The organism is Paracoccus aerius (assembly GCF_014656455.1).
In the GTDB taxonomy this organism is placed as follows: Bacteria; Pseudomonadota; Alphaproteobacteria; order Rhodobacterales; family Rhodobacteraceae; genus Paracoccus; species Paracoccus aerius.
This window is the reverse complement of sequence record NZ_BNCL01000011.1, coordinates 46,949-71,345: the sequence shown is the minus strand read 5'-3', so window position 1 is coordinate 71,345 and position 24,397 is coordinate 46,949. Positions and strand designations below refer to the sequence as shown.

Annotated in this window: 24 protein-coding genes, 1 tRNA gene and 1 pseudogene; 12 read left to right on the top strand and 14 right to left on the bottom strand. The window is 65.6% G+C overall.

The window, feature by feature from the left end:
- A complete protein-coding gene (mce, locus tag IE224_RS13395) occupies positions 1-405 on the top strand; it encodes a methylmalonyl-CoA epimerase (RefSeq protein ID WP_167622675.1) in 405 nt (134 codons plus the stop codon).
- Positions 405-674: a DUF1467 family protein gene (locus tag IE224_RS13390; protein ID WP_167622674.1), complete on the top strand. Its 270-nt coding sequence runs from the start codon at positions 405-407 to the stop codon at positions 672-674. Before mce ends, IE224_RS13390 begins: the two co-directional genes overlap by 1 nt.
- Here the strand turns inward: IE224_RS13390 and IE224_RS13385 are convergent.
- Genes IE224_RS13385 through IE224_RS13375 form a run of 3 tightly spaced genes read right to left on the bottom strand, consistent with a single transcriptional unit; the run spans position 631 to position 2,204 of the window.
- Positions 631-1,347, bottom strand: a complete 717-nt coding sequence (locus tag IE224_RS13385; RefSeq protein WP_229849380.1) for an EI24 domain-containing protein — start codon at positions 1,345-1,347, stop codon at positions 631-633. The two genes, IE224_RS13390 and IE224_RS13385, sit on opposite strands and share 44 nt — an antisense overlap.
- Positions 1,344-1,916, bottom strand: coding sequence for a nitroreductase family protein (locus IE224_RS13380; protein WP_191311067.1), 573 nt, complete (start codon positions 1,914-1,916; stop codon positions 1,344-1,346). The genes IE224_RS13385 and IE224_RS13380 overlap by 4 nt, the downstream gene beginning before the upstream one ends.
- 48 nt (positions 1,917-1,964) lie before the next feature.
- A complete protein-coding gene (locus tag IE224_RS13375) occupies positions 1,965-2,204 on the bottom strand; it encodes a DUF8831 family protein (RefSeq protein ID WP_167622672.1) in 240 nt (79 codons plus the stop codon).
- Positions 2,205-2,358: 154 nt separating this feature from the next.
- Here IE224_RS13375 and IE224_RS13370 point away from each other — a divergent pair, with 154 nt between their 5' ends.
- Positions 2,359-3,117, top strand: a complete 759-nt coding sequence (locus tag IE224_RS13370) for a M48 family metallopeptidase (protein WP_229849379.1) — start codon at positions 2,359-2,361, stop codon at positions 3,115-3,117.
- A gap of 300 nt (positions 3,118-3,417) precedes the next feature.
- Positions 3,418-3,756: a hypothetical protein gene (locus IE224_RS13365; protein ID WP_167622670.1), complete on the top strand. Its 339-nt coding sequence runs from the start codon at positions 3,418-3,420 to the stop codon at positions 3,754-3,756.
- 7 nt (positions 3,757-3,763) lie between these two features.
- Here IE224_RS13365 and ilvN read toward each other — a convergent pair whose 3' ends face one another.
- The 3 genes from ilvN to IE224_RS13350 form a co-directional block, all read right to left on the bottom strand.
- On the bottom strand, positions 3,764-4,324 hold the full coding sequence (ilvN, locus tag IE224_RS13360) for an acetolactate synthase small subunit (RefSeq protein ID WP_167622669.1): 561 nt from the start codon (positions 4,322-4,324) through the stop codon (positions 3,764-3,766).
- A gap of 66 nt (positions 4,325-4,390) precedes the next feature.
- On the bottom strand, positions 4,391-6,145 hold the full coding sequence (locus IE224_RS13355) for an acetolactate synthase 3 large subunit (protein WP_191311122.1): 1,755 nt from the start codon (positions 6,143-6,145) through the stop codon (positions 4,391-4,393).
- 148 nt (positions 6,146-6,293) lie between these two features.
- Positions 6,294-7,133 carry an arginyltransferase gene (locus tag IE224_RS13350; protein ID WP_167622668.1) on the bottom strand — a complete coding sequence of 280 codons (840 nt, stop codon included), beginning with the start codon at positions 7,131-7,133 and terminating at the stop codon, positions 6,294-6,296.
- 193 nt (positions 7,134-7,326) lie between these two features.
- Between IE224_RS13350 and IE224_RS13345 the strand changes: the two genes are divergently transcribed.
- Complete coding sequence (locus IE224_RS13345; RefSeq protein ID WP_191311065.1) at positions 7,327-10,131, top strand: [protein-PII] uridylyltransferase family protein; 2,805 nt, start codon at positions 7,327-7,329, stop codon at positions 10,129-10,131.
- On the opposite strand, the gene IE224_RS13340 is transcribed toward IE224_RS13345, so the two are convergent.
- Together IE224_RS13340 and carA are read right to left on the bottom strand one after the other, a co-directional pair.
- Entirely contained in the window at positions 10,128-12,188 is a 2,061-nt protein-coding gene (locus IE224_RS13340) for a glycosyltransferase (RefSeq protein ID WP_191311062.1), read from the bottom strand. The genes IE224_RS13345 and IE224_RS13340 overlap by 4 nt on opposite strands.
- A gap of 54 nt (positions 12,189-12,242) precedes the next feature.
- Positions 12,243-13,394, bottom strand: coding sequence for a glutamine-hydrolyzing carbamoyl-phosphate synthase small subunit (gene carA / locus IE224_RS13335; RefSeq protein WP_191311060.1), 1,152 nt, complete (start codon positions 13,392-13,394; stop codon positions 12,243-12,245).
- Positions 13,395-13,527: 133 nt separating this feature from the next.
- Between carA and IE224_RS13330 the strand changes: the two genes are divergently transcribed.
- Together IE224_RS13330 and IE224_RS13325 are read left to right on the top strand one after the other, a co-directional pair.
- Positions 13,528-13,989, top strand: a complete 462-nt coding sequence (locus IE224_RS13330) for a GatB/YqeY domain-containing protein (RefSeq protein WP_191311058.1) — start codon at positions 13,528-13,530, stop codon at positions 13,987-13,989.
- Between the two features lie 41 nt (positions 13,990-14,030).
- A complete protein-coding gene (locus IE224_RS13325) occupies positions 14,031-14,216 on the top strand; it encodes a DUF3008 family protein (RefSeq protein ID WP_167622662.1) in 186 nt (61 codons plus the stop codon).
- A gap of 9 nt (positions 14,217-14,225) precedes the next feature.
- On the opposite strand, the gene IE224_RS13320 is transcribed toward IE224_RS13325, so the two are convergent.
- The 5 genes from IE224_RS13320 to lipB form a co-directional block, all read right to left on the bottom strand.
- The gene (locus IE224_RS13320; protein ID WP_191311056.1) at positions 14,226-14,720 is read right to left on the bottom strand and encodes a DUF2244 domain-containing protein; all 495 of its coding nucleotides are present in this window, start codon (positions 14,718-14,720) and stop codon (positions 14,226-14,228) included.
- Positions 14,720-16,396, bottom strand: coding sequence for a cytochrome c oxidase subunit I (gene ctaD, locus IE224_RS13315; protein ID WP_167622660.1), 1,677 nt, complete (start codon positions 16,394-16,396; stop codon positions 14,720-14,722). The genes IE224_RS13320 and ctaD overlap by 1 nt, the downstream gene beginning before the upstream one ends.
- Before the next feature lie 140 nt (positions 16,397-16,536).
- Entirely contained in the window at positions 16,537-16,974 is a 438-nt protein-coding gene (locus IE224_RS13310) for a universal stress protein (protein ID WP_191311054.1), read from the bottom strand.
- Between the two features lie 149 nt (positions 16,975-17,123).
- Complete coding sequence (locus IE224_RS13305) at positions 17,124-17,552, bottom strand: c-type cytochrome (RefSeq protein ID WP_191311052.1); 429 nt, start codon at positions 17,550-17,552, stop codon at positions 17,124-17,126.
- A gap of 103 nt (positions 17,553-17,655) precedes the next feature.
- Positions 17,656-18,336 carry a lipoyl(octanoyl) transferase LipB gene (lipB, locus tag IE224_RS13300; RefSeq protein ID WP_268246550.1) on the bottom strand — a complete coding sequence of 227 codons (681 nt, stop codon included), beginning with the start codon at positions 18,334-18,336 and terminating at the stop codon, positions 17,656-17,658.
- A 66-nt stretch (positions 18,337-18,402) separates the two neighbouring features.
- Here lipB and IE224_RS13295 point away from each other — a divergent pair.
- From IE224_RS13295 to IE224_RS13275, 5 genes and pseudogenes are all read left to right on the top strand, one after another.
- A tRNA-Leu gene (locus IE224_RS13295) sits at positions 18,403-18,489 on the top strand.
- 61 nt (positions 18,490-18,550) lie between these two features.
- Positions 18,551-19,720 carry a nucleotide sugar dehydrogenase gene (locus IE224_RS13290; protein WP_191311120.1) on the top strand — a complete coding sequence of 390 codons (1,170 nt, stop codon included), beginning with the start codon at positions 18,551-18,553 and terminating at the stop codon, positions 19,718-19,720.
- Positions 19,717-20,859, top strand: a complete 1,143-nt coding sequence (locus tag IE224_RS13285) for an RsmB/NOP family class I SAM-dependent RNA methyltransferase (RefSeq protein ID WP_191311048.1) — start codon at positions 19,717-19,719, stop codon at positions 20,857-20,859. The genes IE224_RS13290 and IE224_RS13285 overlap by 4 nt, the downstream gene beginning before the upstream one ends.
- 80 nt (positions 20,860-20,939) lie before the next feature.
- On the top strand, positions 20,940-23,027 hold the full coding sequence (locus IE224_RS13280) for a hybrid sensor histidine kinase/response regulator (protein WP_191311046.1): 2,088 nt from the start codon (positions 20,940-20,942) through the stop codon (positions 23,025-23,027).
- A gap of 180 nt (positions 23,028-23,207) precedes the next feature.
- A pseudogene (locus IE224_RS13275) lies at positions 23,208-24,196 on the top strand (recombinase RecA).
- A gap of 65 nt (positions 24,197-24,261) precedes the next feature.
- Here the strand turns inward: IE224_RS13275 and IE224_RS21515 are convergent.
- A complete protein-coding gene (locus IE224_RS21515; RefSeq protein WP_444544091.1) occupies positions 24,262-24,369 on the bottom strand; it encodes a small membrane protein YohP in 108 nt (35 codons plus the stop codon).
- Between the last annotated feature and the right edge of the window lie 28 nt (positions 24,370-24,397).

The window sequence follows — 24,397 nt, the reverse complement described above, 5'->3', positions numbered from 1 at the left end:
ATGATCGGACGCCTCAACCACGTTGCCATCGCTGTTCCCGACCTTGGCGCGGCCGCGGCCCAGTATGCCGGCACGCTTGGCGCCAAGGTCGGCGCCCCGCAGGACGAACCCGACCACGGCGTCACGGTGGTCTTCATCGAACTGCCCAACACAAAGGTCGAACTGCTTCATCCCTTGGGGGAAGACAGCCCGATCAAGGGCTTCCTGGACAAGAACCCGTCGGGCGGCATCCATCACATGTGCTTCGAGGTGGAGGACATCCTGGCCGCCCGCGACCGCCTGAAGGCCGAAGGCGCCCGCGTCCTGGGCAGCGGGGAACCCAAGATCGGCGCCCATGGCAAGCCGGTGCTGTTCCTGCATCCCAAGGATTTCAACGGCTGCCTGATCGAACTGGAGCAAGTCTGATGAACCTGACCGGAGGAATCGTCCTTTACGCCGTCCTGTGGTTCCTGACGCTGTTCATCGTGGTCCTGATCGGCCAACGCAGCCAGCAGGACGCGGGGGAAATCGTGCCCGGCACCCATGCAGGCGCGCCCGCCGACCTGCGCTTGAAGCCCAAGCTGATCTGGACCTCGGTCATTGCCGCGATCATCTGGGCGGCGATCGCCTATGTGATCTTCGGCGGGCTGATCACCCGCGCCGATATCGCGAATCTTGACCGGATGTTCCGCTGATCAGGTGGAACAGGTGCGTAAAGGCCGCCGCGGCCAGCAGCGGCACCGCAATGTTGACCAGCGGGATCACCAGGGCCACCGCCACCAGCACGCCTGCCATCGTCACGCGGGCTGAATTGGCTTGGCGCAGCGCGGTGGCCTGCGGTTCGTCCATGTGACGGCGCGCGGCCATCTGGAAGAACTCGCGCCCCAGCAGCCAGCCATTCGCGCCGAACAACAGCACCGGCGCCAGCGGCCCCAGAAAGGGCGTGGCCAGCAGCGACACGATCGCAACGGCCAGGACGGCCAGCACCACCGCCACCGATTCCAGCAGCCCGTCCCAGAAGTCGATCGACCCGCCGCGACGTGCCGGATAATGCATCTCCTCGACCACTTCGGCGACGCGTTCGGCGAACAGGCCCGCAAAGCCCGCCGCGACTGGGGCCATCAGGAAGAAGCCCATCACCGGGAACAGCGCCAGCGATCCCCAGGACAGGGCGGCGCCGACATCCAGCGTGCCGATCCAGGGCAAGGCGAAATCGCCCGGCACGAAGCGGCGGATCGCCCAGAACAGGCCCGACTGCAGCGCGACGAACAGCAGGATGGTCAGGCCGATGCCCATCAGCGCCAGGCGGAAGATCCGCGGGCGCAGCAGGTCCAGCCAGCCCAGGGCAAGGGCGCGGAAGACCATCATTCCAGCCAGCTTGTCTTTGCGCCGACATTGGGACGCGGCCGTTCGGGCGGAGCTTCACCCCGGCTGCCCAGGTGGACCAGGCCCACCAGCCGCTCGTTGTCGGACAGGCCCAGATGAGTGCGGCCAAAGGTCTCGTCCAGCACCGCCGGGCCGGTCAGCCAGGCCGCCCCCCAGCCAGAGGCAAGCGCCGCGTTCACGAGACCCAGGCAAACCGCGCCCGCCGACAGGAACTGTTCCCACCCGGGCACCTTGTCGCTGGCCACAGGGCACGAGACGACCGCGACAACCGCGGGCGAGGCGAAGGCCGTGGCCGCCTTGTCCGCCACCGCCCCATCCTGCCCCGACCCCAGCACATGGTCGCGCAGCACCGGCCCCAGCCGGTCAAGCGCCGGGCGTTCCAGGACGACGAATCGCCACGGCTCCAGCTTGCCATGATCGGGGACACGCGCAGCCAGCGTCAGCAGGCGCAGGATCTCGGCCCGGTCGGGGGCCGGTTCGCGCAGCATCTTGGGCGGATGGGACCGGCGTGTTGCCAGGAACTCCAGGGCGGCATCGTTGCGATAGGTCATGGCTGTCTCCTTTCCGGCGTTGTTCCTGAAAACGGCAAGGGCCACAACCTAGTCGCGGTCGATCCGGTAGTTGCCCTCGGGCAGGTTCAGGGCCAGCCGCAGCTCGGTCAGCTGGTGCATGGACAGGGTGACGCGCACCACCTCGTCGTCGGGGCCGACCTGTTCCAGCACCACGCGGTCGTCAAAGGACAGGATCACCACATCCTCGTTCAAGGGGCCAGTGTCGGGATCGGCCTCGTCGATCAGGGTGATGACGGTGGCGTCGAAATCATGCTCGATGGTAAACATCGCGGCCCTCCTTGCTTCCGGCCGACATTCGCGTGATGTGGGCCTGCAAACAAGTGGCAGGGTTTGCGCGGGATTCTGCAAGCCGCTAAGATCATGCCGAGCAAAGCGTAACGATCGCGCCGCCAAAAGGTGCGGCAACGGCATGAGGCGGGCGATGAAGCAGGTCACGGCGATCTTGGGTGCAGGTCTTCTGGGGGTGGCGGCCTGCGCCCCGCTGCCGCAGGACCAGATCCCCCCGTCCACCGGACCCTATGGATCGACGATTCCCGCGCCGGCGCCGGTCCTGACCAATGACGGCAGCCCGCAATCGGCGGCCCGCATGTTCGTGTCGGTGATGCGCCGGATGGAGCCTGCGGTCGAACGAGAATGCCTGCAACGGCGCACCCAGCCCATCAATTGCGATTTCCAGTTCGTGGTGGACGACCGGCCGGGCCAGGAAGCCAATGCCTTCCAGACCATCGACGCGACGGGCCGTCCCATCATCGGCTTCACCCTGTCGCTGATCGCAGAAACCCGCAACGGCGACGAGATCGCCTTTGTGGTGGGCCACGAGGCCAGCCATCACGTGCTGAACCACCTTGACCGCAAGGCAGGGGCGGCCGCGGCGGGGGCGGTGATCCTGGGCAGCATCGCCTCGGTCTATGGCAACAACCAGGAAGCGATCGAGACAGCGCAGCGAATCGGCGCGTCCGTTGGTTCGCGCTATTATTCCCGCGACTGGGAACTTCAGGCCGACTATCTGGGCGCCATCATGACCCTGAACGCGGGTTTCGATCCCATCAACGGATCGCGCTTCTTCGAACGTATTCCTGATCCCGGCGATCACATCCTGGGCACGCACCCGCCTCGCGCGGCACGACTGGCGCAGGTTCGTCAGGCCGTTGCCGATGTTCAAAGCGGGCGAATACGATAAGTTTGGCTACAACCGCAGGGACTATTGCAGATTTGCCACAGTTCAACTCGGCGGTATTAATAACTTGCAGTCTACGCAAATTATGAAAGCAAAAAACGGCTGAAGGCCGAGGCAATTTCAACCACTTACGGCGAAAATGCTGCATAGCTAAAACCTTTGGCAGACAGTTGCCAAAATCTCTTAAAAAAATACTAGCAAATCGGCGGAATTCTGCTTTCGTGATCATTACCATGCACATAAAGTGCAATTGTGTTTGATCAGGTTGACGTGATGCCACCGGCATCCGTTTGGAGTGTCGGAATGATCGGCGTTGTTGTGTGGAGTAATGCAGAGCGCGAGAAGGCGGTGATCTGGTGCGAGGATCATGCGTCCCTTGCTTATCTGCAAGGGCGGGAAAACCTTGCCCATGCTGCCTGCTGGCCCCAGCCTGGTGATCTGGTCGAACTGGAAAGCGAAGTCAGCGGCGCCCTTCGCAACGCCCGCCGCGTGACGATGCTGTCCGAGCAGGAGTTCTCGCATCTTCCCGCCATGCTTCGGGCAAGCTCGGCCCCCCCGGAACCGCATCTAAAGGTCGTTTCCCCCGACCCGAGGGAGCAGCAGCCGGCCGGACCCGCGCTCCGAGTCGCGGCCGCCCGCTGATCCCGGCTCAGGCCCCGCGCGACAGGGCGGCGATGCCGGTGCGCGCCAGATCCGAAAGACCAAGCGGCCGCATCAGGTCGGCGAATGCATCCAGCTTGCTCGGCGTCCCGACGAGTTCGAAGACAAAGCTTTCCAGCGTAGAATCGACCACATTGGCGCGGAAGATTTCCGCGATTCGCAACGCCTCGACCCGCTTGTCGCCCTGGCCGCGCACCTTGAACAGCCCCAGTTCACGTTCCACCGCCGGGCCTTCGACCGTCAGGTCATGAACCTCGTGCACCGGCACGATCCGCCCAAGCTGCGCCTTGACCTGCGCGATCACCGCCGGCGTGCCGCGCGTGACAATCGTGATCCGCGAGCGGTGGCCGGTATGGTCCACCTCGGCCACGGTCAGGCTGTCGATGTTGTAGCCGCGCCCGGAAAACAGCCCGATGACGCGGGCAAGCACGCCCGGCTCGTTCTCGACCAGAACGGCCAGGGTATGGCTTTCCTCGACTTGGGAATTGGGGTCACGCAGGTCATAGGCCGAATGGCTGGACGCGCCTTTCTGGATGTTCAAAGCGTTCATGGCTCTGCCTTCATCTTCTGTGCAGAAATATCCGGGGGATGTGGGGGCACCGCCCCCACGCATGGGTCAGACCAGAACCGCGCCTTCCGATTCGATGACGCCAAAGGTCGCGGCCTCGCCCAGCAGCATCTCGTTGTGCGGCTTGCCGGACGGGATCATCGGGAAGCAGTTCTCATGCTTTTCGACAAGCACATCCAGAATGAATGGCCCGTCATAATCCAGCATCTGCTGGATCGCATCGTCCAGATCCTTCGGATCTTTCACAAGCGCGCCCTTGCAGCCGAAGGCCTCGGCCAGCTTGACGAAATCGGGCAGGCTGTCCGACCAGCTTTGGCTGTAGCGTTCGCCATGCAGCAACTGCTGCCACTGGCGGACCATGCCAAGGCGTTCGTTGTTCAGGATGAACTGCTTCACCGGCAAGCGGAACTGAACGGCGGTGCCCATTTCCTGCATGTTCATCAGCCAGCTTGCATCGCCCGCGACGTTGATGACCAGGGCATCCGGATGGGCCATCTGCACGCCGATGCTGGCAGGCAGGCCATAGCCCATCGTCCCCAACCCGCCCGAGGTCATCCAGCGGTTCGGCCCGTCGAAATGCAGGTATTGCGCGGCCCACATCTGGTGCTGTCCGACCTCGGTCGTGATGTACCGATCCCGTCCCTTGGTCAGCGCCTCCAGCCGTTCAAGCGCGTATTGCGGCTTGATCAACGTGTCGCTGTTTCGATAGCCAAGGCAGTTCTTGGCCTTCCAGCCCTCGATCTGCTGCCACCAGTCGCGCAGGCCCGCGCTGTTGACCTTGCGGCCGCGCGATTTCCAGACCTTCAGCAGGTCTTCAAGGACATGGCCCACATCGCCGACGATGGGAATATCCACCCGGACCACCTTGTTGATGCTGGAAGGGTCGATGTCGATATGCGCCTTGACGGAATGCGGGCTGAAATCGGCAATGCGCCCGGTGATCCGGTCGTCGAATCGCGCACCGATGTTTATCATCAGGTCGCAGCCATGCATCGCCAGGTTGGCCTCGTACAGCCCGTGCATCCCCAGCATCCCCAGCCAGTTCTTGCCCGACGCCGGATAGGCGCCAAGCCCCATCAGCGTCGAGGTGACCGGGAAGCCCGTGGCATCGGCCAGTTCGCGCAGCAACTGGCTGGCGCCAGGACCGGAATTGATGACGCCGCCGCCGGTGTAAAGGATCGGGCGCTCGGCCCCCTCCATCAGTTCGACCAGGCGGGTGATGGCCTGGATGTCGCCCTTGCGGACCGGCTGATAGCGTCCGGGCTCGACCTGCTTTGGCCCGACATAGGTGCCGCTGGCGAATTGGACATCCTTCGGGATGTCCACCAGCACCGGCCCCGGACGACCCGAGGTCGCGACCTGGAAGGCCTTGTGGATGGTCTCGGCCAATTTGTCGGTGTCCTTCACCAGCCAGTTGTGCTTGGTGCAGGGCCGCGTGATGCCGACGGTATCGGCTTCCTGGAAGCCGTCGGTGCCGATCATGAAGGTCGGAACCTGGCCCGACAGCACGACCAGCGGGATCGAATCCAGCAGCGCGTCGGTCAGGCCGGTGACCGCGTTCGTGGCGCCGGGCCCAGAGGTGACCAGAACCACCCCCGGCTTTCCCGTCGACCGGGCATAGCCTTCGGCCATGTGGACCGCGCCCTGTTCGTGGCGCACCAGGACATGGGTGATGTCGTTCTGCTGGAACAGCTCGTCATAAATGGGTAGCACCGCCCCGCCCGGATAGCCGAATACCGTGTCGACACCCTGATCGCGCAAGGCTTCGACAACCATTCTCGCACCCGTCATCATTCGGGACATCATTCTTCTCCATCAGAACAAGGCAGGCGGCACAGGGAATCCCGTTGCGCGCGTCGGGGCAAACTATGGACGCGGTCCCCCATGGTCAATGGGGTGGCACGGATAAAATGACGCAGGCCGAGCGGAATTTGTAATTTTCTTTCGCCGTTCAGCGATCGAACTGGGGCAGGGCAATCCGCGCCACCTGTTCCACGATCGGGTCGACCGATAGGGGATGGGCCTCGTTCGAATGATCTTCCGGGTCGCCGATGTTCTGCCAGACCCCGCCTTTGTAGATCTCAAGCGCCGAGAAGCGCGCCTTGTAGTCCATCTTGCGGCTGCCCGGCACCCAATAGCCCAGATAGATGTAGGGCAGCTTCGCGGCCCGCGCGATCTCGATATGGTCCAGGATCAGATATGTGCCCAGGCTCGCCGGTTGCAGGATGGGGTGATAGAAGCTGTAGACAAGGCTCAACCCGTCATCCAGCACGTCGGTCAGGCAGACGGCCGCCAGGAAGTCATCGCCGGGTGCCAGCCGTTCCGGATGGTCGCCGTTGCAGCGGTATTCGATCACGCGGGTCTTGACCGGCGTTTCCTCGATCATCGCGGCAAATTCGAAGATGTCCATGTCGGCCATGCCGCCATCGGCGTGGCGGCTGTCCAGATAGCGCCGGAACAGGTCGAACTGCTCCTCGGTCGCCCAGGCACTTGTCGCCAGGCGGCGCAGGCCCGAATTGCGCCGGATCAGCCGCCGCTGCGTGCGCGAGGGCTTGAAGTCCGCCACCCGGATCCGCGCCGACATGCAGGCCACGCAGCTCTCGCAACTGGGCCGGTAGAGGACGTTCTGCGACCGGCGGAAGCCTTGGCGGGACAAAGCGTTGTTCAGTTCGGCCGCGTTGTCGCCATGCAGCGCCGTGAACAGCTTGCGTTCGGCCCGGCCATGCAGATAGGGGCAGGGCTGCGGTGCCGTCACATAGAATTGCGGCGCATGGGGCAGGGTATGGCGCATCAGCGCAGGCCCTTACGGCGAATTGTCGTTGCGGAACTGATCATGCGCCAAAAAGGATCCGTGTGCCCACCTGTCGATTTTGCGAAAGCCTAACAACGATTGCTTCACCCGCCAAGTCGCGAAAGGGTTAAACCTTGAACCGATCTGGGTGCCGGGCGTTGACGGCACAAGGGCTTAGGCTAGTCTGCCGCGCATGGATTTCGCCGCCCGCATCACCCGCCAGCCCATCGCCGTTGACCCCGACCGCGCCCAGCACGTGCTGGCGCAGTTGCCGCCGCTTGATCCCCGCCTGTCCGCGCTGATCGCCGGGGTGGCGGGGTGCAGCCCCTATCTGGCAGGGCTGCTGCAGAAGGAAGCGGCCTGGCTGCCGGGGGCGCTTGATCACGACGACGTGGTCACGCGCGAAACCGCAGGACTTGAGGACCTCTCCGCCGACGATCTGGCGGTGGCGCTGCGCCGCGCCAAGCGGCGGGTCGCGCTGCAGACCGCGCTTGCAGATCTGGGCGGGGTCTGGACGCTGGAACAGGTGACGGGCGCGCTGTCCGACCTAGCCGATCGCGCCGTCGATCTGGCCCTGCGTGCGCAGGTGGCACAGGAACGCCGTCGTGGCAAGCTGCCGCCCAGCAACGCGGACGCGGGCGGGATCTTCGCCCTGGCAATGGGCAAGGGCGGCGCCCGAGAGCTGAACTACAGCTCCGACATCGACCTGATCGTGCTGTTCGACGAGACCGCCTACGCCGATGCCCACCAGCAGGACGCCCGCGCCGCGCTGATCCGGGCCACGCGCAAGATGGCGACGATGCTGTCCGAGGTGACCGAGCACGGCTATGTCTTCCGCACCGACCTGCGCTTGCGCCCCGATGCTGCGGTGACGCCCGTCTGCCTTTCGGCCGCCGCCGCGCTTGCCTATTACGAGGCCGAGGGCCGCACCTGGGAACGCGCAGCCTTCATCAAGGCCCGTGCTGCGGCAGGCGACATCGCGGCGGGTGAACGGTTCCTGCGCGAGTTGCGGCCCTTCGTCTGGCGCAAGCACCTGGATTTCGCCGCGATCCAGGACGCCCACGACATGCGCCTGCGGATCCGCGACCACAAGGGGCTGGGCGGACGGTTGGAGATCCCGGGCCACAACATGAAGCTGGGCCGCGGCGGCATCCGAGAGATCGAGTTCTTCACCCAGACCCGCCAGTTGATCGCGGGCGGGCGCGACCCGGACCTGCGATGCCGCGACACGGTGGGCGGGCTGGCGGCCCTGGCGGACAAGGGCTGGATCCCGGCGGATGTGGCGCGCGACCTGACCGATCATTACCGCCAGCACCGGGACATCGAACATCGCATCCAGATGGTGAATGACGCCCAGACCCATTCCGTGCCCAAGGACGGGGCCGGACTGGCCCTGATCGCTGCCTTGATGGGAGAGGCGGATGCCGATGCCTGGTCGATCCGGCTGCGCGCGCGGCTGGATCATGTGCACGACCTGACCGAAACCTTCTTTGCGCCGGGCGAGGCTGTGCAGCGTCCGTCGATCTCGGCCGAAGCGCAGGCGATCATCGACCGATGGCAAACCTATTCCGCGCTGCGGTCCGCCCGCGCGCAGCAAATCTTCCGGCGAGTCGAACCGGAGCTCTTGTGCCGCATGGCCAGGACCGGCCACCCCGACGAGGCGCTGTCCCGATTCGATGCCTTCTTGTCGGCGCTGCCCGCCGGGGTGCAGATCTTTTCCCTGTTCGAGGCCAATCCGCAGTTGATCGACCTGCTGGTCGATATCTGCGGCAGCGCGCCGGGGCTCGCGGCCTATCTGACGCGCCATTCGGCGGTGCTGGATGCGGTTCTGGGGGGCAGTTTCTTTTCACCCTGGCCCGGTGCCCAAGGATTGCGTGCTGATCTGGACCGCGTGCTGCAGGCGGCACTGAACGGTTCCGGCGGCGGATACGAGGCCGCCTTGGACAGTGCCCGCCGCTGGGCGCATGAATGGCATTTTCGCGTGGGCGTCCATCACCTGCGCGGCCTGATCGACGCGGACGAGGCGGCGGGCCAGTATGCCGATATTGCCGATGCCTGCATCGCCGCGCTGTTTCCCGTCACCACGGCCGATTTCGCCCGCAAGCATGGCGCGCCGCCGGGCCGGGGGGCCGTGGTGCTGGGCATGGGGTCGCTGGGCGCGCGCACGCTGAATGCCGGGTCGGACCTGGACCTGATCGTGATCTATGATGCAGAGGGGGCCGAGGCCTCGGACGGGCCGCGCCCCTTGGCGGCGCGGCCCTATTATGCGCGGCTGACGCAGGCCATGATCACCGCCGCCTCGGCCCCCACGGCCGAAGGGCGGCTTTACGAGGTGGATATGCGGCTGCGCCCCTCGGGGCGGCAGGGGCCGGTCGCGACCGCCATCCAGAGCTTCGAAAGCTACCAGATGACCGAGGCCTGGACTTGGGAACATCTGGCCCTGACCCGCGCCCGCGTGGTGGCGCTTGCCGGAGAAGGGGCCGAGGCTTTGGCCCGCGATGTCGAGGCGCTGCGGCTGTCCGTCCTGCGCGGGCGGGGCACCGATGCGCGCGTGATGCCCGACCTGGCAGACATGCGCGAAAGGATCTTTGCGGCGCGCCCGCTGGACGGGGTATGGGAGGCCAAGGTCGGCCCTGGCCGGTTGCAGGACATCGACCTGCTGGCGCAATCCCTGGCGCTGCGGACGGGGGACCCGGCACGGGGGACGCTGGCGCAGTTGCGGGCGGGCCGGCGGGCGGGACTGATCACGGCCGTGGATGCCGACAAGCTGGGGTCGATCTGGCGGTTCCTGTGGCGTCTGCACGCCTCGGGTCGATTGCTGACGGGCAAGCCGCTGGACATGGACGACATAGGTTTGGGCGGGCAGGAATTCCTTTTGCGGGAAAGCGGTGCGGCATCGGTCACGGAACTGGCCGACCGCCTGCGCCATTCCTGCACCGAAGCGGCCGCCCTGATCGACGCGGCCCTTCCGGTGGCTTCGGGCGCGCCGGCGGCCTAGGCGCTCTTGCGGATCGGCGGGGCGGCGATCGCGTCCAGGGTGGCTGCGATCGCCGGTTCCTTCGGCAGGGCGGCATCCCGGCGTTCGCCGATCTGGCCCAGCAACGGCACCGGCACCGTGCCATCCGCCACCACGACCGCAGCGTCGGCGGCGTCATAGATGCCATGCGCGGTCTTGTCCCAATAGAAGGGCTTCACGACCACTTCGTAGATCGCCTTCCATCCTGCCAGGCAGCCCAGCGGGAAATACAGGTGCAGGCTGGGCACCCAGGCCGTCAGGTGCCGGTGCTTGTCGCCGCGCACGGCCCATATGCCCACGCCGATGGACAGCAGTTCCGAGACGATGAAGGTGCCGAACAGCGCGGGGATCGCATAGCCGCCCCAGACGCCCGCCAGGGGTTCGCGCAGGGGGTGGGGCAGGCCCAGGCTCAGCAGCCAGAAGCTCCACAGGATGGGGGCCAGCAGGTATTGCGACAGGCTGCCCAGGAACTGGATCTGGAAGCCCAGGAACCGCCAGGGGCCAAGCTCGCGCCACAGCGCGCGCGGGTCGCGCATGTGGACGCCCCAGGTCATCGCATAGCCCTTGAGCCAGCGGGACCGCTGCTTGATCCAGGGCAGGGCGCGGCAGTTCGCCTCCTCGTCCGTGGTGGTGTCGATGATCTCGGTCCGCCAGCCGCGCCGCGCCAAGCGCACGCCCAGGTCCGCGTCCTCGGTCACGTTCCAGGCGTCCCAGGCGCCAACCTGTTCCAGCACGTCCCGGCGGAAGAACAGCGTCGTGCCGCCCAGGGGAACGACCAGTCCAAGCCGCGCGACGCCGGGCAGGATCACCCGGAACCAAGACGCGTATTCAACGGTGAAGCAGCGGGCCAGCCAGTTGGTGCGCGGGTTGTAGTAATCAAGCGCGCCCTGCAGGCAGGCCACGTCGGCGGGCGCAAAGTGGAAACCGCGCGCTACCTTGTGCAACTGGTCGGAATCGGGCCGGTCCTCGGCATCCCAGACGCCGATGATCGCGCCGCGGCAGAAGTTCAGCGCATAGTTCAGCGCGCGCGGCTTGGTCTGGACAGGGCCATTCGGCACCTCGACCACACGGATCCAGCCGGGCAGGCGCGCGCCCTGGATGGCGTTGCGGGTCACCTGGTCGCTGGCCTCGATCACCAGAAGGATGTCGGTCAGTTCGCGCGGATAATCCAGCCGCGACAGGCGGCCCACCAGCTTGCCCGCGACATCGCTTTCGCGAAACAGCGGCACCATGACCGAGATCACGGGCAGCGGGCCGGTCATCTCGGCTCGCGCAGCCTTGCCGGAGGTAAGCCCTTCGGCCTGAACGCGTTCCTCGGCCCTGATGCGCCGGGTAGCCAGCAGCGCCATCAGCTTCAGCCCGCTTTGCGCGACCAGCGACACCGTGGCCCAGGCGGTCAGCAGCGACAGCACCGCGACCGGGATCAGCCACAGCCCCAGGACCAGCAGCGCGATCGCCCCAAGCGCGATGCGGCCGGTCCGAGCCTCATTCCTCGAACGGCATGATTCGGCGGCGGGAACGCGCATCTCGGCCTTGCGGATCATGGCGATGCGGCGCGAGGCGAGGATTGCGCCCTGGATCTGGTCTTCCGAGCACAGCAGCATCCGTACCTGGCCGAAGCTTTCCGGCAGCCCTGGAATCAGCGCCTCGAACGCTTCGGGTCGAGCGGTGGCGATCCAGGTCACGCCGCCGATGCGCCGCCAGGGAAGCACGGCGTTTGCAAGGCAGAACTCGGCGCCAAGGATGTCGATCAGGCGGGGATCGCCAGGCCTGCGGATGGGATCCAGGGCGGTGGTGCGCCATTGGCGGCACAGCGCGCGCAACAGCGCCTCGGGCGTGACCCAGCCTTGCGACAGGAGGATCTGGCCCAGGCGGCTGTCCTGCCGCCCGCGCATGACGCTGGCCTTCAGCAGGTTGCCGGGATCGACCGCCCCGTCTTCCAGAAGGATCTGGCCCAGGGGTTGCTGGTGGCGCGGCGCCAGGGTCGGCTGCACGGCCGCAGCGGGAAAGGGGCGTGCAACAGTTTGCGGACTGGCCATGGACGATTCCCTTGTGGATCGCCCATGACTGGCACGAAACCGGTTAAGAAGCGGTTAAGCCCCCCGGCGGTCGCGCATCGCCTCGGCAAAGCGCTTGAACAGATACAGGCTGTCCTGCGGCCCTGGCGCGGCCTCGGGGTGGTACTGCACCGAAAAGACCGGCCTGTCGGCCACGCGGATGCCGCAATTGCTGCCGTCGAACAGGCTGACATGGGTTTCCACGACACCTGCGGGCAGGGTCTGGCTGTCCACCGCGAAGCCGTGGTTCATCGAGGTGATCTCGACCTTGCCGGTCTGCACGTCTCGGACCGGGTGGTTCGCGCCGTGATGGCCATGGCTCATCTTCACCGTCTTCGCCCCAAGGGCAAGCGCCAGCATCTGGTGGCCCAGGCAGATGCCGAAGATCGGCATGTCGCGGTCCAGCAGGTTCTGGATCATGGGTACGGCATATTCGCCGGTCGCCGCCGGGTCGCCGGGGCCGTTCGACAGGAACACGCCTTCGGGTTCATGGGCCAGGACTTCCTCGGCCGTGGCGGTGGCGGGCAGGACCGTCACATCCGCGCCGAAGGCCACCAGCGACCGCAGGATGTTGCGCTTGGCGCCGTAATCCAGGGCGACGACCTTGAAGGGCTTGTCTTGCGCAGCCTCGCCGAAGCCCTTGCTCCATTCCCATGCGCCCTGGGTCCAGCGATAGCTTTGCCGGCAGCTGACATCCTTTGCCAGATCAAGGCCCACGAGGCCTGTCCAGTTGCGGGCCTTGGCGACCATCGCCGCGATGTCGAAGTTGCCGTCGGGATCATGGGCAAGCACCACATGAGGGGCGCCCTGCTGGCGGATCGCGCGGGTCAGGCGGCGGGTATCCACGCCGCCGATGCCGATGCGCCCGCGCCGGGCCATCCAGCCGGGCAGGTCGCCTGCGGCGCGCCAGTTGGACGGGTCGGTCGGATCCCAGCGGACGACGATGCCGCTTGCGACGGGATCGGGTGCCTCGTCATCCTCGGGGGTGATGCCGGTATTGCCGATATGGGGAAAGGTGAAGGTGACGATCTGACTGGCGTACGAGGGATCCGTCATGATCTCCTGATAGCCGGTCATGGCGGTGTTGAAGACCAGCTCGGCCACCACTTCCCCCGGGGCGCCGAAGCCCTGGCCATAGAAGACGGTTCCGTCGGCAAGCGCAAGGCAGGCGGTCGGTTTGTTGGCCATAGCAAGCACCCTTTGTCTGAAATCTGCCGGTCAATATGGGGATGGCGGCCCAAGGTCAAGGACATCGGCCACCCTTGATCTGGCCGGGTCGCTGGCCTACATCGCAGGCTTTCGCGACCCGGAGACGCTGACAATGGACCTGCGAGCCACGCTGCAAGCTGCCACCAAGGACGCCATGAAGGCCAAGGACAGCGCACGCCTGTCCACGCTGCGCCTGATCGGCGCCGCCATCAAGGACCGCGAGATCGCGGCCCGCACGGGCGACGGCGACGGCACGCTGGGCGACCAGGACCTGATCGCGATCCTGTCGAAGATGGTCAAGCAGCGCCAGGAATCGGCCAAGGCCTACGAGGAAGGCGGCCGGTTGGAGCTGGCCCAGAAGGAAGAGGCCGAGATCGGCGTCATCCAGGAGTTCCTGCCCCGTCAGCTTGACGAGGCCGAAACCGCCGTTGCAATTGACGCGGCCATCGCCTCGCTGGGTGCGGCCAGCATCCGCGACATGGGGCGCGTTATGGCGGAACTGCGCGATCGTCATGCCGGGCAGATGGATTTCGGCGCGGTGGGACCGATGGTCAAGGCGCGGCTGCTGAACTGACCTGCCGTCCGGCGCGTTTGGGCGGGCAGGAGGTAACAGCCATGCCCGCCAAATCCAAAGCCCAGCAGAAAGCCGCAGGCGCGGCCCTGTCCGCCAAGCGCGGCGACACCAAGGTCAAGGACCTTCAAGGGGCGTCCAGGGACATGCATGACAGCATGTCCGAAAGCCAGCTGAAGGATCTTGCCGAAACCAAGCGCAAGGGCAAGCCCGAGCATAAAGGCGATTGACACCCGCGCCTAGCGCAGGTTGGCCAGTCGCCTCAGCAGGTCGTCATGCAGGTGGCGGCGTTCCTGCGGGGTCAGGAAGGCACCCAGTTCGATTTCGCGCTTGCCGTCGGTCAGGGTCAGGTAGGATTCGACCGGGCCACGCCGCAGGATCGGGCGCAGCCAATAGCTGTTGGTGGTCCATTCCCGCAAGCCGCCGCCGGGATCGCGGCGGATCACCTGCGCGGTGCGGCGGTTAAGCAGCAGTTCCTCGGCCGTCTGGCCCCGGCGAAAGCTGTGCTGGATCGCATACCAGACGCCGCCGATCACCAGCAGGACGAAGGGCAGAAGTCCCCAGAGGACGGCGGTGCCCAGCGTCGCCACGACCGGCAGCGCCATGAACCCCGCCGTCAGGCCGATGAACCAGACGAATCCCTTCGGCGGCAGCGACTGGTAGGGCCAGAGCCGCAGTTGATATGAAACGGCCCCGGTATCATCCGGGGCCGTGTCTTTCCATTCATAGGGCATCAGTGCGCGTGGCTGCGGTCCCAGTCCTCGCGCTTGGGAAGCTGCTCGAACGTGTGTTCGGGCGGGGGCGAGGGCAGGGTCCATTCCAGCGTGTCCGCGAACTCGTTCCAGTAGTTGTTCTCGGTCACGCGCTTGCCGGCGAACAGCGTGTAGAAGACCACGCCGATGAAGAACAGGAAGGACGCAAAGGACAGATAGGCGCCCAACGAACTGATGTAGTTCCAGTAGGCGTATTCCACCGGATAGTCGATGTAGCGGCGCGGCATCCCCTGGCGGCCCAGGAAGTGCTGCGGGAAGAAGGTCAGGTTGGCGCCGATGAACATCGTCCAGAAATGCAGCTTGCCCGCCCATTCCGGATATTGCCGGCCCGACATCTTGCCGATCCAGAAATAGATCCCCGCGAACAGCGCGAAGACGGCGCCCAGCGACATCACATAGTGGAAGTGCGCCACGACGTAGTAGGTATCGTGGTAAACGCGGTCCAGGGGGGCCTGCGACAGCACGACGCCGGTCACGCCGCCCACGGTGAACAGGAACAGGAAGCCGAAGGCCCAGAGCATGGGCGTCTTGAACTCGATCGAGCCGCCCCACATCGTCGCGATCCACGAGAAGACCTTGATGCCCGTGGGCACGGCGATCGTCATGGTGGCCAGCATGAAATAGGACTGCTGGGTCAGCGACATGCCGACCGTGTACATGTGGTGCGCCCAGACGACGAAGCCCAGCACCCCGATCGCGGCCATGGCCAGGACCATCGGAAGATAGCCGAAGATCGGCTTCTTAGCGAAGGTGGCGATGACGTGGCTGATGATGCCGAAGCCCGGCAGGATGATGATGTAGACTTCCGGATGGCCGAAGAACCACAGGATGTGCTGGTACAGCACCGGGTCGCCGCCGCCGGCCGGGTTGAAGAAGTTGGTGCCGAAGTTGCGGTCCATCAGCAGCATGGTGATGGCGCCGGCCAGGACGGGCAGGGCCAGCAGGATCAGCCAGGCGGTGATGAAGACCGACCAGGCGAACAGCGGCACCTTGAACAGGGTCATGCCGGGGGCGCGCATGTTCAGGAAGGTGGTGATGATGTTGATCGACCCCAGGATCGACGAGGCGCCCGACACGTGGACCGCGAAGATCGCTAGGTCCATGGAATAGCCGGCCTCGGTCGTGGACAGGGGCGGATACATGACCCAGCCCACGCCCGAGCCAAGCTGGTCGGACCCGCCCGGTGCCAGCAGCGAGGCGATGCCCAGGCAGACGCCGGCCACATACATCCAGTAGGACAGGTTGTTCAGGCGCGGGAAGCTCATGTCCGGCGCGCCGATCTGCAGCGGCATGAAATAGTTGCCAAAGCCGCCGAACAGCGCCGGGATCACCACGAAGAACATCATCAGGACGCCGTGATAGGTGATCATCACGTTCCACAGATGGCCGTTCGGGGTGCATTCGGCGGTCGAATCGGCAATGAAGCGCGCGCCTTCCAGGCACATGAACTGCACGCCGGGGTTTTGCAGCTCCATCCGCATGTAGACCGTGAAGCTGACCGCGATCAGCCCCACGATCCCTGCGGTGAACAGGTAAAGAATACCGATGTCCTTGTGATTGGTGGACATGAACCAGCGGGTGAAGAACCCGCGTTGGTCGTGATGGTCGTCGTGGCCATGAACGGCTGCGTCTGCCATACCCGAACTCCCTCAGATATAGTGATCCGGTCCGGCAGACCGGCATTTCCTTTGGGTTGTTCTAGACCAGCCATGACGACCCGGCAATGCCCTAAGGTCGCCGGAAGGGCAGCTTTTGGTTGCAGAGCCTGCCTCCGGACCTAGCGAAAGACAAGAACCGGGATCTTGGAATGCGTCAGGATCCGGGTGGCCTGGCTGCCCATCACCACCGCAGCCATCCCCCGGCGCCCGTGCGAGGCCATGGCGATCAGGTCGCAGCCTTCGCCAAGCGCGGTGTCGATGATTGCCTGATAAGGATTGTCGTGCCACTTGTGATGCGTCTCGGCCCGGACGCCCGCCGCCGCTGCCTTGGCTTGCGCGGCTTTAAGAACCTTGCGGGCATAGGCCGCCGCATCGGCATCATAGCTGGCCCGGCTGCTTTCCACCTGCATCGCGTCGGTGCTGAGGATATGGAAGGGTTCTGTCACGGTGACGATGGTCACAACGGCGCCCAGGCTGGCGGCCAGGGCCAGCCCCTTGTCAACGGCTTGGCTGGCCAGGTCGGACCCGTCGGTCGGGATCAGGATATGCTTGAACATGGATGCTCCTCCTGCGGCGGCCTGGCACCATGGTGGCGCGGGCCTGGTTGCGCGAGGGAGGCTGGCACAAGGAAAGAAGGGAGGGATTGATCTGAATCAAGCGGGCCGACCCCAGGGGATCGGCCCGGCCAGGAACAGGCGCGGCTGCGTTACTGTGTCGCAGGCGATGCGCTGGCCAGATAGGCCGCGATATCGGCCTGGTTCTTGTTCAACTTGAAGGTCATCTTCGTGCGGGCCGAGGTATCGCCGGTCTTTTCCTGCACGAACTTGTTCGGATCGGTGATGTAGGCGGCCAGATCCTCCTGGGTCCAGACCTCGCCCGCGTCCTTCAGCGCGATCAGCGCCTCGGAATACTTGTAGCCTTCCTGGGCCGCTGCGGGACGCCCCACGATGCCATAAAGGTTCGGCCCGGTTGCACCGCCCTTCACGATGTCCTCACCCTCGGGCGACTGGATCATGTGGCAGGCCTTGCACTTGCGGAATTCCTTTTCGCCAACCGTGGCGTCGCCGGCATCCTGTGCCAGGGCTGGCATGGCTAGGGTTGCACCCATCAGGGCGCCGATGATCGCAAATCTCATTCTATCCTCGCTATTCCAAAGATCTTGGAAGTCCCAACCAACCTTCTTAAGCGGGAAAGGTTCGTTTGCCAGCCGTCAGAAGGTCGCATTCGACGAAAAATACCTATCCGAAGATCGGATCGAAGTTCCGCCGCAGCGCCAGATCCAGATCCGCCATGCCGACGGGCAGGCCCAGATCGACCAGGCTGGTGATGCCGTGGCCGCTGATGCCGCAGGGCACGATGCCGCCGTAATGGGACAGGTCGGGCTCGACATTGATCGCCATGCCGTGAAAGCTGACCCAGCGGCGCAACTTGACGCCGATGGCCGCGATCTTGTCGTCGCGCGTGCTGCCGTCGGGCAGGGGGGGCTTGTCGGGGCGCGGCACCCAGACGCCCACGCGCCCGTCGCGGATGACGCCGGCGACGCCGAAATCGCCAAGCGCGGCGATCACCCATGCCTCCAGCCGGCCCACGAAGGCGCGCACGTCCCGGCCGCGCCGGTTCAGGTCCAGCATCACGTAGACGATGCGCTGCCCCGGCCCATGATAGGTGTACTGCCCGCCCCGGCCCGTCGCATGGACCGGGAACCGCGCGTCCAGCAGGTCGCCGTCCCGCGCGCTGGTGCCTGCCGTATACAGGGGGGGATGCTCGACCAGCCAGACCAGTTCCCCCGCGCGGCCGTCGTGGATGGCCGCGACCCGCGCCTCCATGAAGGCCACCGCGTCGTCATAGCCGGTCAGTCCGCTTGCTGTAATCCAGTCCACCATGGTCCCGGGTCTGACCTGCCGCGCCTGCGCCGTCAAGCGGGTGCGAGAATCCCTCTTTTCAATCCTCCGCGGCTCGGTTATCACCCGCCGCACTGCCCGGATGCGGTCGTGGCGGAATTGGTAGACGCGCAGCGTTGAGGTCGCTGTTCCTTAACCGGAGTGGAAGTTCGAGTCTTCTCGACCGCACCATCTTTCCTTTACATCCCATCCTAGTAACCCGGGCTGCGGCCCGATGCGGATGAGGATGATGATGAAGATTGCCGTTGTTGGTCTGGGCTATGTCGGGTTGTCCAACGCCGTGTTGCTGGCGCAGAACTCGACCGTCGTGGCCCTTGATGTCAACGAGGCCCGCGTGGCCGCCGTTAACGCCCGCCAAAGCCCCATCGAGGACGCCGACATTTCCCGCTTCCTGGCCGAGCGTGAGCTGGACCTGACGGCCACCACCGACGCGGCGCAGGCGCTTGCGGGCGCCGATTTCGTCATCGTCGCGACCCCCACCAACTACGACCCCAAGACCAACGGCTTCGACACCAGCACGGTCGAGGCGGTCATCGCCCTTGCCCGCCGCCATGCGCCCACCACGCCGATCGTGGTGAAATCCACCATCCCGGTCGGCTTCACCAGCCGGATGAGGGCCGAAACCGGCTTTGACGGCATCATCTTCTCGCCCGAGTTCCTGCGCGAAGGGCTGGCGCTGCACGACAACCTCCATCCCAGCCGGATCGTGGTGGGCGACACGAACGACACCGCGCAGCGCTTTGCCGCGCTGCTGGCGCAGGGCGCGCTTGACCAGAACGTGCCCGTCCTGTTCACCAATTCGACCGAGGCCGAGGCGATCAAGCTGTTCGCCAACACCTTCCTGGCCATGCGTGTCGCCTATTTCAACGAACTGGACAGCTATGCCCTGATCCACGGCCTTGATTCCCACGCCATCATCCAGGGCGTCGGGCTGGATCCGCGGGTCGGCGACTACTACAACAATCCGTCCTTCGGTTACGGCGGCTATTGCCTGCCCAAGGACACCAAGCAGCTTCTGGCGAACTATTCCGCCGTGCCGCAGAACCTGATCGCGGCCATCGTCGATTCGAACCGCACCCGCAAGGATTTCATCGCCGAGCAGATCGTGGCCCGCAATCCGCGGACCGTCGGCATCTATCGGCTGGTGATGAAGGAAGGCTCGGACAATTTCCGGGACAGCGCGATCCAGGGGATCATGAAGCGGATCAAGGCCAAGGGCATCGGCTGCATCGTCTACGAGCCCGTGCTGCAGGACGACCATTTCTTCCATTCCCCCGTCGAACGCGACCTCGGGGCCTTCAAGGCCAAGTCCGACCTCATCATCGCCAACCGCCGCCATGACGATCTGGCCGATGTTGCGGACAAGCTGTTCACCCGGGATCTGCTGCAACGCGACATATGACCCCGGCCGCCAGGATATCCGCCGCAATCGAGGTTCTGGACCAGGTCCTGGCAGGCCAGCCCGCCGAGCAGGCCTTGCTTCGCTGGTCGCGTTCCAGCCGCTTCGCCGGTTCGGGCGACCGTGCGGCGGTCCGCGACCTTGTGTTCGAGGCGCTGCGCTGCCGCGACAGCCACGCGGCCCTGGGCGGCGGGCTGACGGGGCGCGGGCTGATGATCGGCGGCCTGCGCGCGGCGGGGCAGGATCCGTCGCAGGTCTTTACCGGCGAAGGCCATGCCCCGGCGACGTTGCGCCCCGAGGAAGAGCCCGCCAGCGCGGATGACATTCTCGACATTCCGGGCTGGATCCGCCCGCTGTGGGATGCGTCGCTAGGGCCTGCCGCGGAAGCCTTGGCCCGGCAGATGCGCCATCGCGCGCCGGTCTGGCTCCGGGTCAACCCGGTCAAGGGCGATGCCGCGGCTGCCATTCAGGCACTTGCGGGCGACGGGATTGAAGCGGAATCCGACGTGCGCCTGCCCACCGCCCTGCGCGTCACCGCAAACGAACGGCGGCTGTCGCAAAGCCGGGCCTATGCCGAGGGGCTCGTCGAGCTTCAGGATCTGTCGCCTCAACTGGCCTGCGCGGCCTTGCCCGTCTCGCCGGGCGACAGGGTGCTGGATTTCTGCGCGGGCGGCGGGGGCAAGATCCTGGCCGTCGCGGGTCGCGCGCCCGGGCTGGCACTGTCTGCCCATGATGCCGACATGTCCCGGATGCGCGATCTGCCGCAGCGGGCCCAGCGGGCAGGTGCGCGCGTGGATTTGGTCGGCAAGCCCAAGGGCCGCTTCGACCTGGTCATCGCCGATGTTCCCTGTTCGGGATCGGGCACCTGGCGCCGCACGCCTGATTCGAAATGGCGCCTCCGCCCCGAAGCCTTGGAGGACATTGTCGCCCTGCAGGCCCGGATCCTGCGCGAGGTCGCGCCCTTGGTGAAGCCCGGCGGCCATCTGGCCTATATGACCTGCTCGATCCTCGACTCCGAAAACGGCAGGCAGGTGGACCGCTTCCTGGCCGAAAACTCTGCATTCCACCAGGTGTCGCACCATCGGTGGACGCCGCTGGACGCCAGCGATGGGTTCTTCCTGTCGCTGATGGCCCGCGAATGAAGCGCATGAGCGCGCTTAACGCTCTGTTAAGCGGTGTGACGCTATCAAACATCCTGAAGGCTTGGAAAAGGGCTAAAGGGATGACCTTGGGGGAAACGCAGTCGGCGGTTTCGCGTAACGCGGCAGTGGCCCTGCCGCTTCTGATGCTGCCGGTGGTGATCGCCGCCGTTGCGGCCCTGGCCCTTCCGCAAAGCAGATACGGCATCCTGGCATTGGTCATCGGCACAATCGCGGTCGCCTGGTACATCCTGGGGGGCGTGATCTCGCTGGGCTACGTGCTGGACCGGCTGGCTGCGCGGCGTGCCCTGGCCTCGATCCGGCACGAGGTCGCCGCGGCACCGGAACCGATCTGGATCTGCGATTCGGACGGGCTGGTCGTGATGCAGAACGAGATGTCGCGCAGCGGCTTTGGCGATATCGCCGGCCAGAACATCCTGCGGCTGTTGTCCCAACTGCGCGCCGATGCGCAGGACGACCTGGGCGGGCTGGTCCGGCGCGCGGGCTATGTCGGCTGCGCGGATCTGGCCCTTGCCTCGGGAGATACGCTGACCCTCAGCCGGGCCGAGGATGCGCCCCTGCAGATCTGGTCCTATCACCGCCGCGGCACCCAGCCCGCTTCCGCCCCGCTGGCTGCCGAGGAAATTGAGACCGCCGACGACTTCGAGGCGATTCCCGTGGCCCTTCTTCGGATCGCGCCCAACGGCCATATCCGCCGCGCCAATGCCGCCGCGCGACGGCTTCTGGGGCCCAGCCTGCCGCAGGGACCGGACACGGTCCATATCGGCAGCCTGCTGGACGGCCCCGGCCGGCCCGCGGGCGAATGGATCGCCGAGGCCCATGCCGCGCGCCGCAACGACGGCCGATCCGAGGTGCTGCGCCTCCGCTCGCCTGACGATGCCGCCAAGGAGCAGCATTTCCAGGTCACGCTGGCAATGGATCCGGTCGAACAGCCGGGCCTGATCGCGGTCCTGAACGACGCAAGCGCGCTGAAGACGCTGGAAGCGCAGTTCGTCCAAAGCCAGAAGATGCAGGCCATCGGCCAGCTTGCGGGCGGCGTGGCGCATGACTTCAACAACCTGCTGACCGCGATCCGCGGCCATTGCGACCTGTTGATGCTGCGCCATGACAAGGGCGACCCGGATTATGCCGACCTCGACCAGATCGGCCAGAACGCCAACCGTGCTGCCGCACTGGTGGGCCAGTTGCTGGCCTTTTCGCGCCGCCAGCAGTTGAAGCTGGAAACGCTGGACCCCCGCGACGTGCTGGCGGACCTGACCCATCTGCTGAACCGCCTTGTCGGGGAAAAGATCGCCCTGGCCATCAGCCACGATTCTGCCTTGCGTGCGATCCGGGCCGACAAGCGGCAGTTGGAGCAGGTCATCATGAACCTTGTCGTGAACGCCCGCGACGCCATGCCCCTGGGCGGCAACATCGAGATCCGCACCGACATGGTTGCCATCGACGGCGATCTTGCGCGCGACAGGGTGTCCCTGCCCAAGGGCGACTATCTGCGCATCCGCGTCACCGATGAAGGCTGCGGTATCGACCCGGCGCTGCGCGACAAGATCTTCGAGCCCTTCTTCACCACCAAGCGCGTGGGCGAGGGGACGGGCCTCGGCCTGTCCACGGCCTATGGCATCGTCAAGCAGACCGGCGGCTATATCTTCTGCGACAGCGAGGTCGGCAAGGGCACCTGCTTCTCGCTCTATTTCCCGGCGCAAAGCGGAATCCAGCCGGTGATGCGGCCCGCGCCGGTGGCGGCAGCCGTCCCGCAACCGGTGCAGCGCGCCAGCGTGCTGCTGGTCGAGGACGAGGCCCCGGTCCGCGCCTTTGCCGCCCGCGCCTTGCGCCTGAAGGGCTACGAGGTCCATGAGGCCGCCAGTGCGGAAGAGGCGCTGAGGCTGCTGGACGGCAATCTGGCCGTGGACATCTTCGTGACCGATGTGGTCATGCCGGGCATGGACGGACCCAGTTGGGTCCGCGCCGCCCTCGAGGACCGCCCCGGCACGCGCGTCGTCTTCATGTCCGGCTATACCGAGGACATCTTCGCCGAAGGCCACGACCCTGTCCCGAACGCCGCCTTTCTGGCAAAACCCTTTACGCTCAACGAGTTGGTGCAGATCGTCGGGCGGCAGATGCAGGATCATCCGCGGCGTCTCGACTCCTAGGAACAGGCCCCGGCCCGGAGGTGCGATTCTTGGTTAAAAAAGGTCGAACGAGAAGCGAATCTGCTTGAAAATGAGCCGTTGGATACGCATCTAGGGTCAGGAACAAGAAGTGAACATGAACCCCCTCAAGGCCGGCAGATTGCCGTGCCGACCGGGCTGTGAAATAACGGTAAGGACCATATGGCACAGGCGAGCATCTTCGACATGAACGACAAGCGCAGCGCGGACAAGCAGAAGGCGCTCGACAGCGCCCTGGCCCAGATCGAACGCCAGTTCGGCAAGGGTTCGATCATGAAGCTGGGCAAGGACAACCCCGTGGCCGAGATCGAGGCGACCTCGACCGGTTCGCTGGGGCTGGACATCGCGCTTGGCATCGGCGGACTGCCCAAGGGCCGCATCATCGAGATCTTCGGGCCGGAAAGCTCGGGCAAGACCACGCTGACGCTGCATGTCGTGGCCGAGGAACAGAAAAAGGGCGGCGTCTGCGCATTCGTCGATGCCGAGCACGCGCTTGACCCGCAATATGCGCGCAAGCTGGGCGTGAACCTGGACGAACTGCTGATCTCGCAGCCGGACACGGGCGAGCAGGCGCTGGAAATCGTGGACACGCTGGTGCGGTCGGGCGCCGTCAGCCTGGTCGTGGTCGACTCGGTCGCGGCGCTGACGCCCAAGTCCGAGATCGAAGGCGACATGGGCGACATGCAGATGGGCAGCCAGGCCCGCCTGATGAGCCAGGCGATGCGCAAGCTGACGGCCAGCATCGGCCGGTCGAACTGCATGGGTTCTATGCCTCGGTCCGCTTGGACATCCGCCGCACCGGCGCCGTCAAGGACCGCGACGAGGTGATCGGCAACACCACCCGCGTGAAGGTCGTCAAGAACAAGGTCGCGCCGCCCTTCCGCCAGGTCGAGTTCGACATCATGTATGGCGAGGGCATCAGCAAGGTCGGTGAGTTGATCGACCTGGGCGTCAAGGCCGGCGTGGTGGAGAAATCGGGCGCCTGGTATTCCTATGGCGACGAACGCATCGGCCAGGGCCGCGAGAACGCCAAGCAGTTCCTGCGCGACAACCCCGAACGGGCCACCGCGATCGAGGACAAGATCCGCGCAAGCCACGGCCTGGAATTCGCGGCCGAAGGTGGCGAGGACGACAGCCTGAGCGAGGAGTGATCGGTCAGGCCGGAAATTGCAAAGGCGCGGCATGGCCGCGCCTTTTGCCATTACGGGGGTGCGGCCTAGAAGATCAGGGCCAGGATCCCGATCACGACCAGCAGGCCGATGATGAAGATGACGCCGATCGTACCGCCGATGAACTTGAGCATGTGAACCTCTTGCTTGTCCAAGGTAACGGGTGCGTGGCACCAGTTGTTC

Bases quoted from the DNA above. Each gene is read 5' to 3' on its own strand.
- IE224_RS13320 (WP_191311056.1), bottom strand. From the start codon at position 14,720: ATGCCCTATGAATGGAAAGACACGGCCCCGGATGATACCGGGGCCGTT.
- IE224_RS13280 (WP_191311046.1), top strand. From the start codon at position 20,940: ATGACCTTGGGGGAAACGCAGTCGGCGGTTTCGCGTAACGCGGCAGTG.
- mce (WP_167622675.1), top strand. From the start codon at position 1: ATGATCGGACGCCTCAACCACGTTGCCATCGCTGTTCCCGACCTTGGC.
- IE224_RS13355 (WP_191311122.1), bottom strand. From the start codon at position 6,145: ATGTCCCGAATGATGACGGGTGCGAGAATGGTTGTCGAAGCCTTGCGC.
- IE224_RS13290 (WP_191311120.1), top strand. From the start codon at position 18,551: ATGAAGATTGCCGTTGTTGGTCTGGGCTATGTCGGGTTGTCCAACGCC.
- IE224_RS13285 (WP_191311048.1), top strand. From the start codon at position 19,717: ATGACCCCGGCCGCCAGGATATCCGCCGCAATCGAGGTTCTGGACCAG.
- IE224_RS13350 (WP_167622668.1), bottom strand. From the start codon at position 7,133: ATGCGCCATACCCTGCCCCATGCGCCGCAATTCTATGTGACGGCACCG.
- ctaD (WP_167622660.1), bottom strand. From the start codon at position 16,396: ATGGCAGACGCAGCCGTTCATGGCCACGACGACCATCACGACCAACGC.
- IE224_RS13310 (WP_191311054.1), bottom strand. From the start codon at position 16,974: ATGTTCAAGCATATCCTGATCCCGACCGACGGGTCCGACCTGGCCAGC.
- IE224_RS13330 (WP_191311058.1), top strand. From the start codon at position 13,528: ATGGACCTGCGAGCCACGCTGCAAGCTGCCACCAAGGACGCCATGAAG.
- IE224_RS13390 (WP_167622674.1), top strand. From the start codon at position 405: ATGAACCTGACCGGAGGAATCGTCCTTTACGCCGTCCTGTGGTTCCTG.
- ilvN (WP_167622669.1), bottom strand. From the start codon at position 4,324: ATGAACGCTTTGAACATCCAGAAAGGCGCGTCCAGCCATTCGGCCTAT.
- IE224_RS13305 (WP_191311052.1), bottom strand. From the start codon at position 17,552: ATGAGATTTGCGATCATCGGCGCCCTGATGGGTGCAACCCTAGCCATG.
- IE224_RS13370 (WP_229849379.1), top strand. From the start codon at position 2,359: ATGAAGCAGGTCACGGCGATCTTGGGTGCAGGTCTTCTGGGGGTGGCG.
- IE224_RS13385 (WP_229849380.1), bottom strand. From the start codon at position 1,347: ATGATGGTCTTCCGCGCCCTTGCCCTGGGCTGGCTGGACCTGCTGCGC.
- IE224_RS13345 (WP_191311065.1), top strand. From the start codon at position 7,327: ATGGATTTCGCCGCCCGCATCACCCGCCAGCCCATCGCCGTTGACCCC.
- IE224_RS13340 (WP_191311062.1), bottom strand. From the start codon at position 12,188: ATGGCCAGTCCGCAAACTGTTGCACGCCCCTTTCCCGCTGCGGCCGTG.
- IE224_RS13325 (WP_167622662.1), top strand. From the start codon at position 14,031: ATGCCCGCCAAATCCAAAGCCCAGCAGAAAGCCGCAGGCGCGGCCCTG.
- IE224_RS13375 (WP_167622672.1), bottom strand. From the start codon at position 2,204: ATGTTTACCATCGAGCATGATTTCGACGCCACCGTCATCACCCTGATC.
- IE224_RS13380 (WP_191311067.1), bottom strand. From the start codon at position 1,916: ATGACCTATCGCAACGATGCCGCCCTGGAGTTCCTGGCAACACGCCGG.
- carA (WP_191311060.1), bottom strand. From the start codon at position 13,394: ATGGCCAACAAACCGACCGCCTGCCTTGCGCTTGCCGACGGAACCGTC.
- IE224_RS13365 (WP_167622670.1), top strand. From the start codon at position 3,418: ATGATCGGCGTTGTTGTGTGGAGTAATGCAGAGCGCGAGAAGGCGGTG.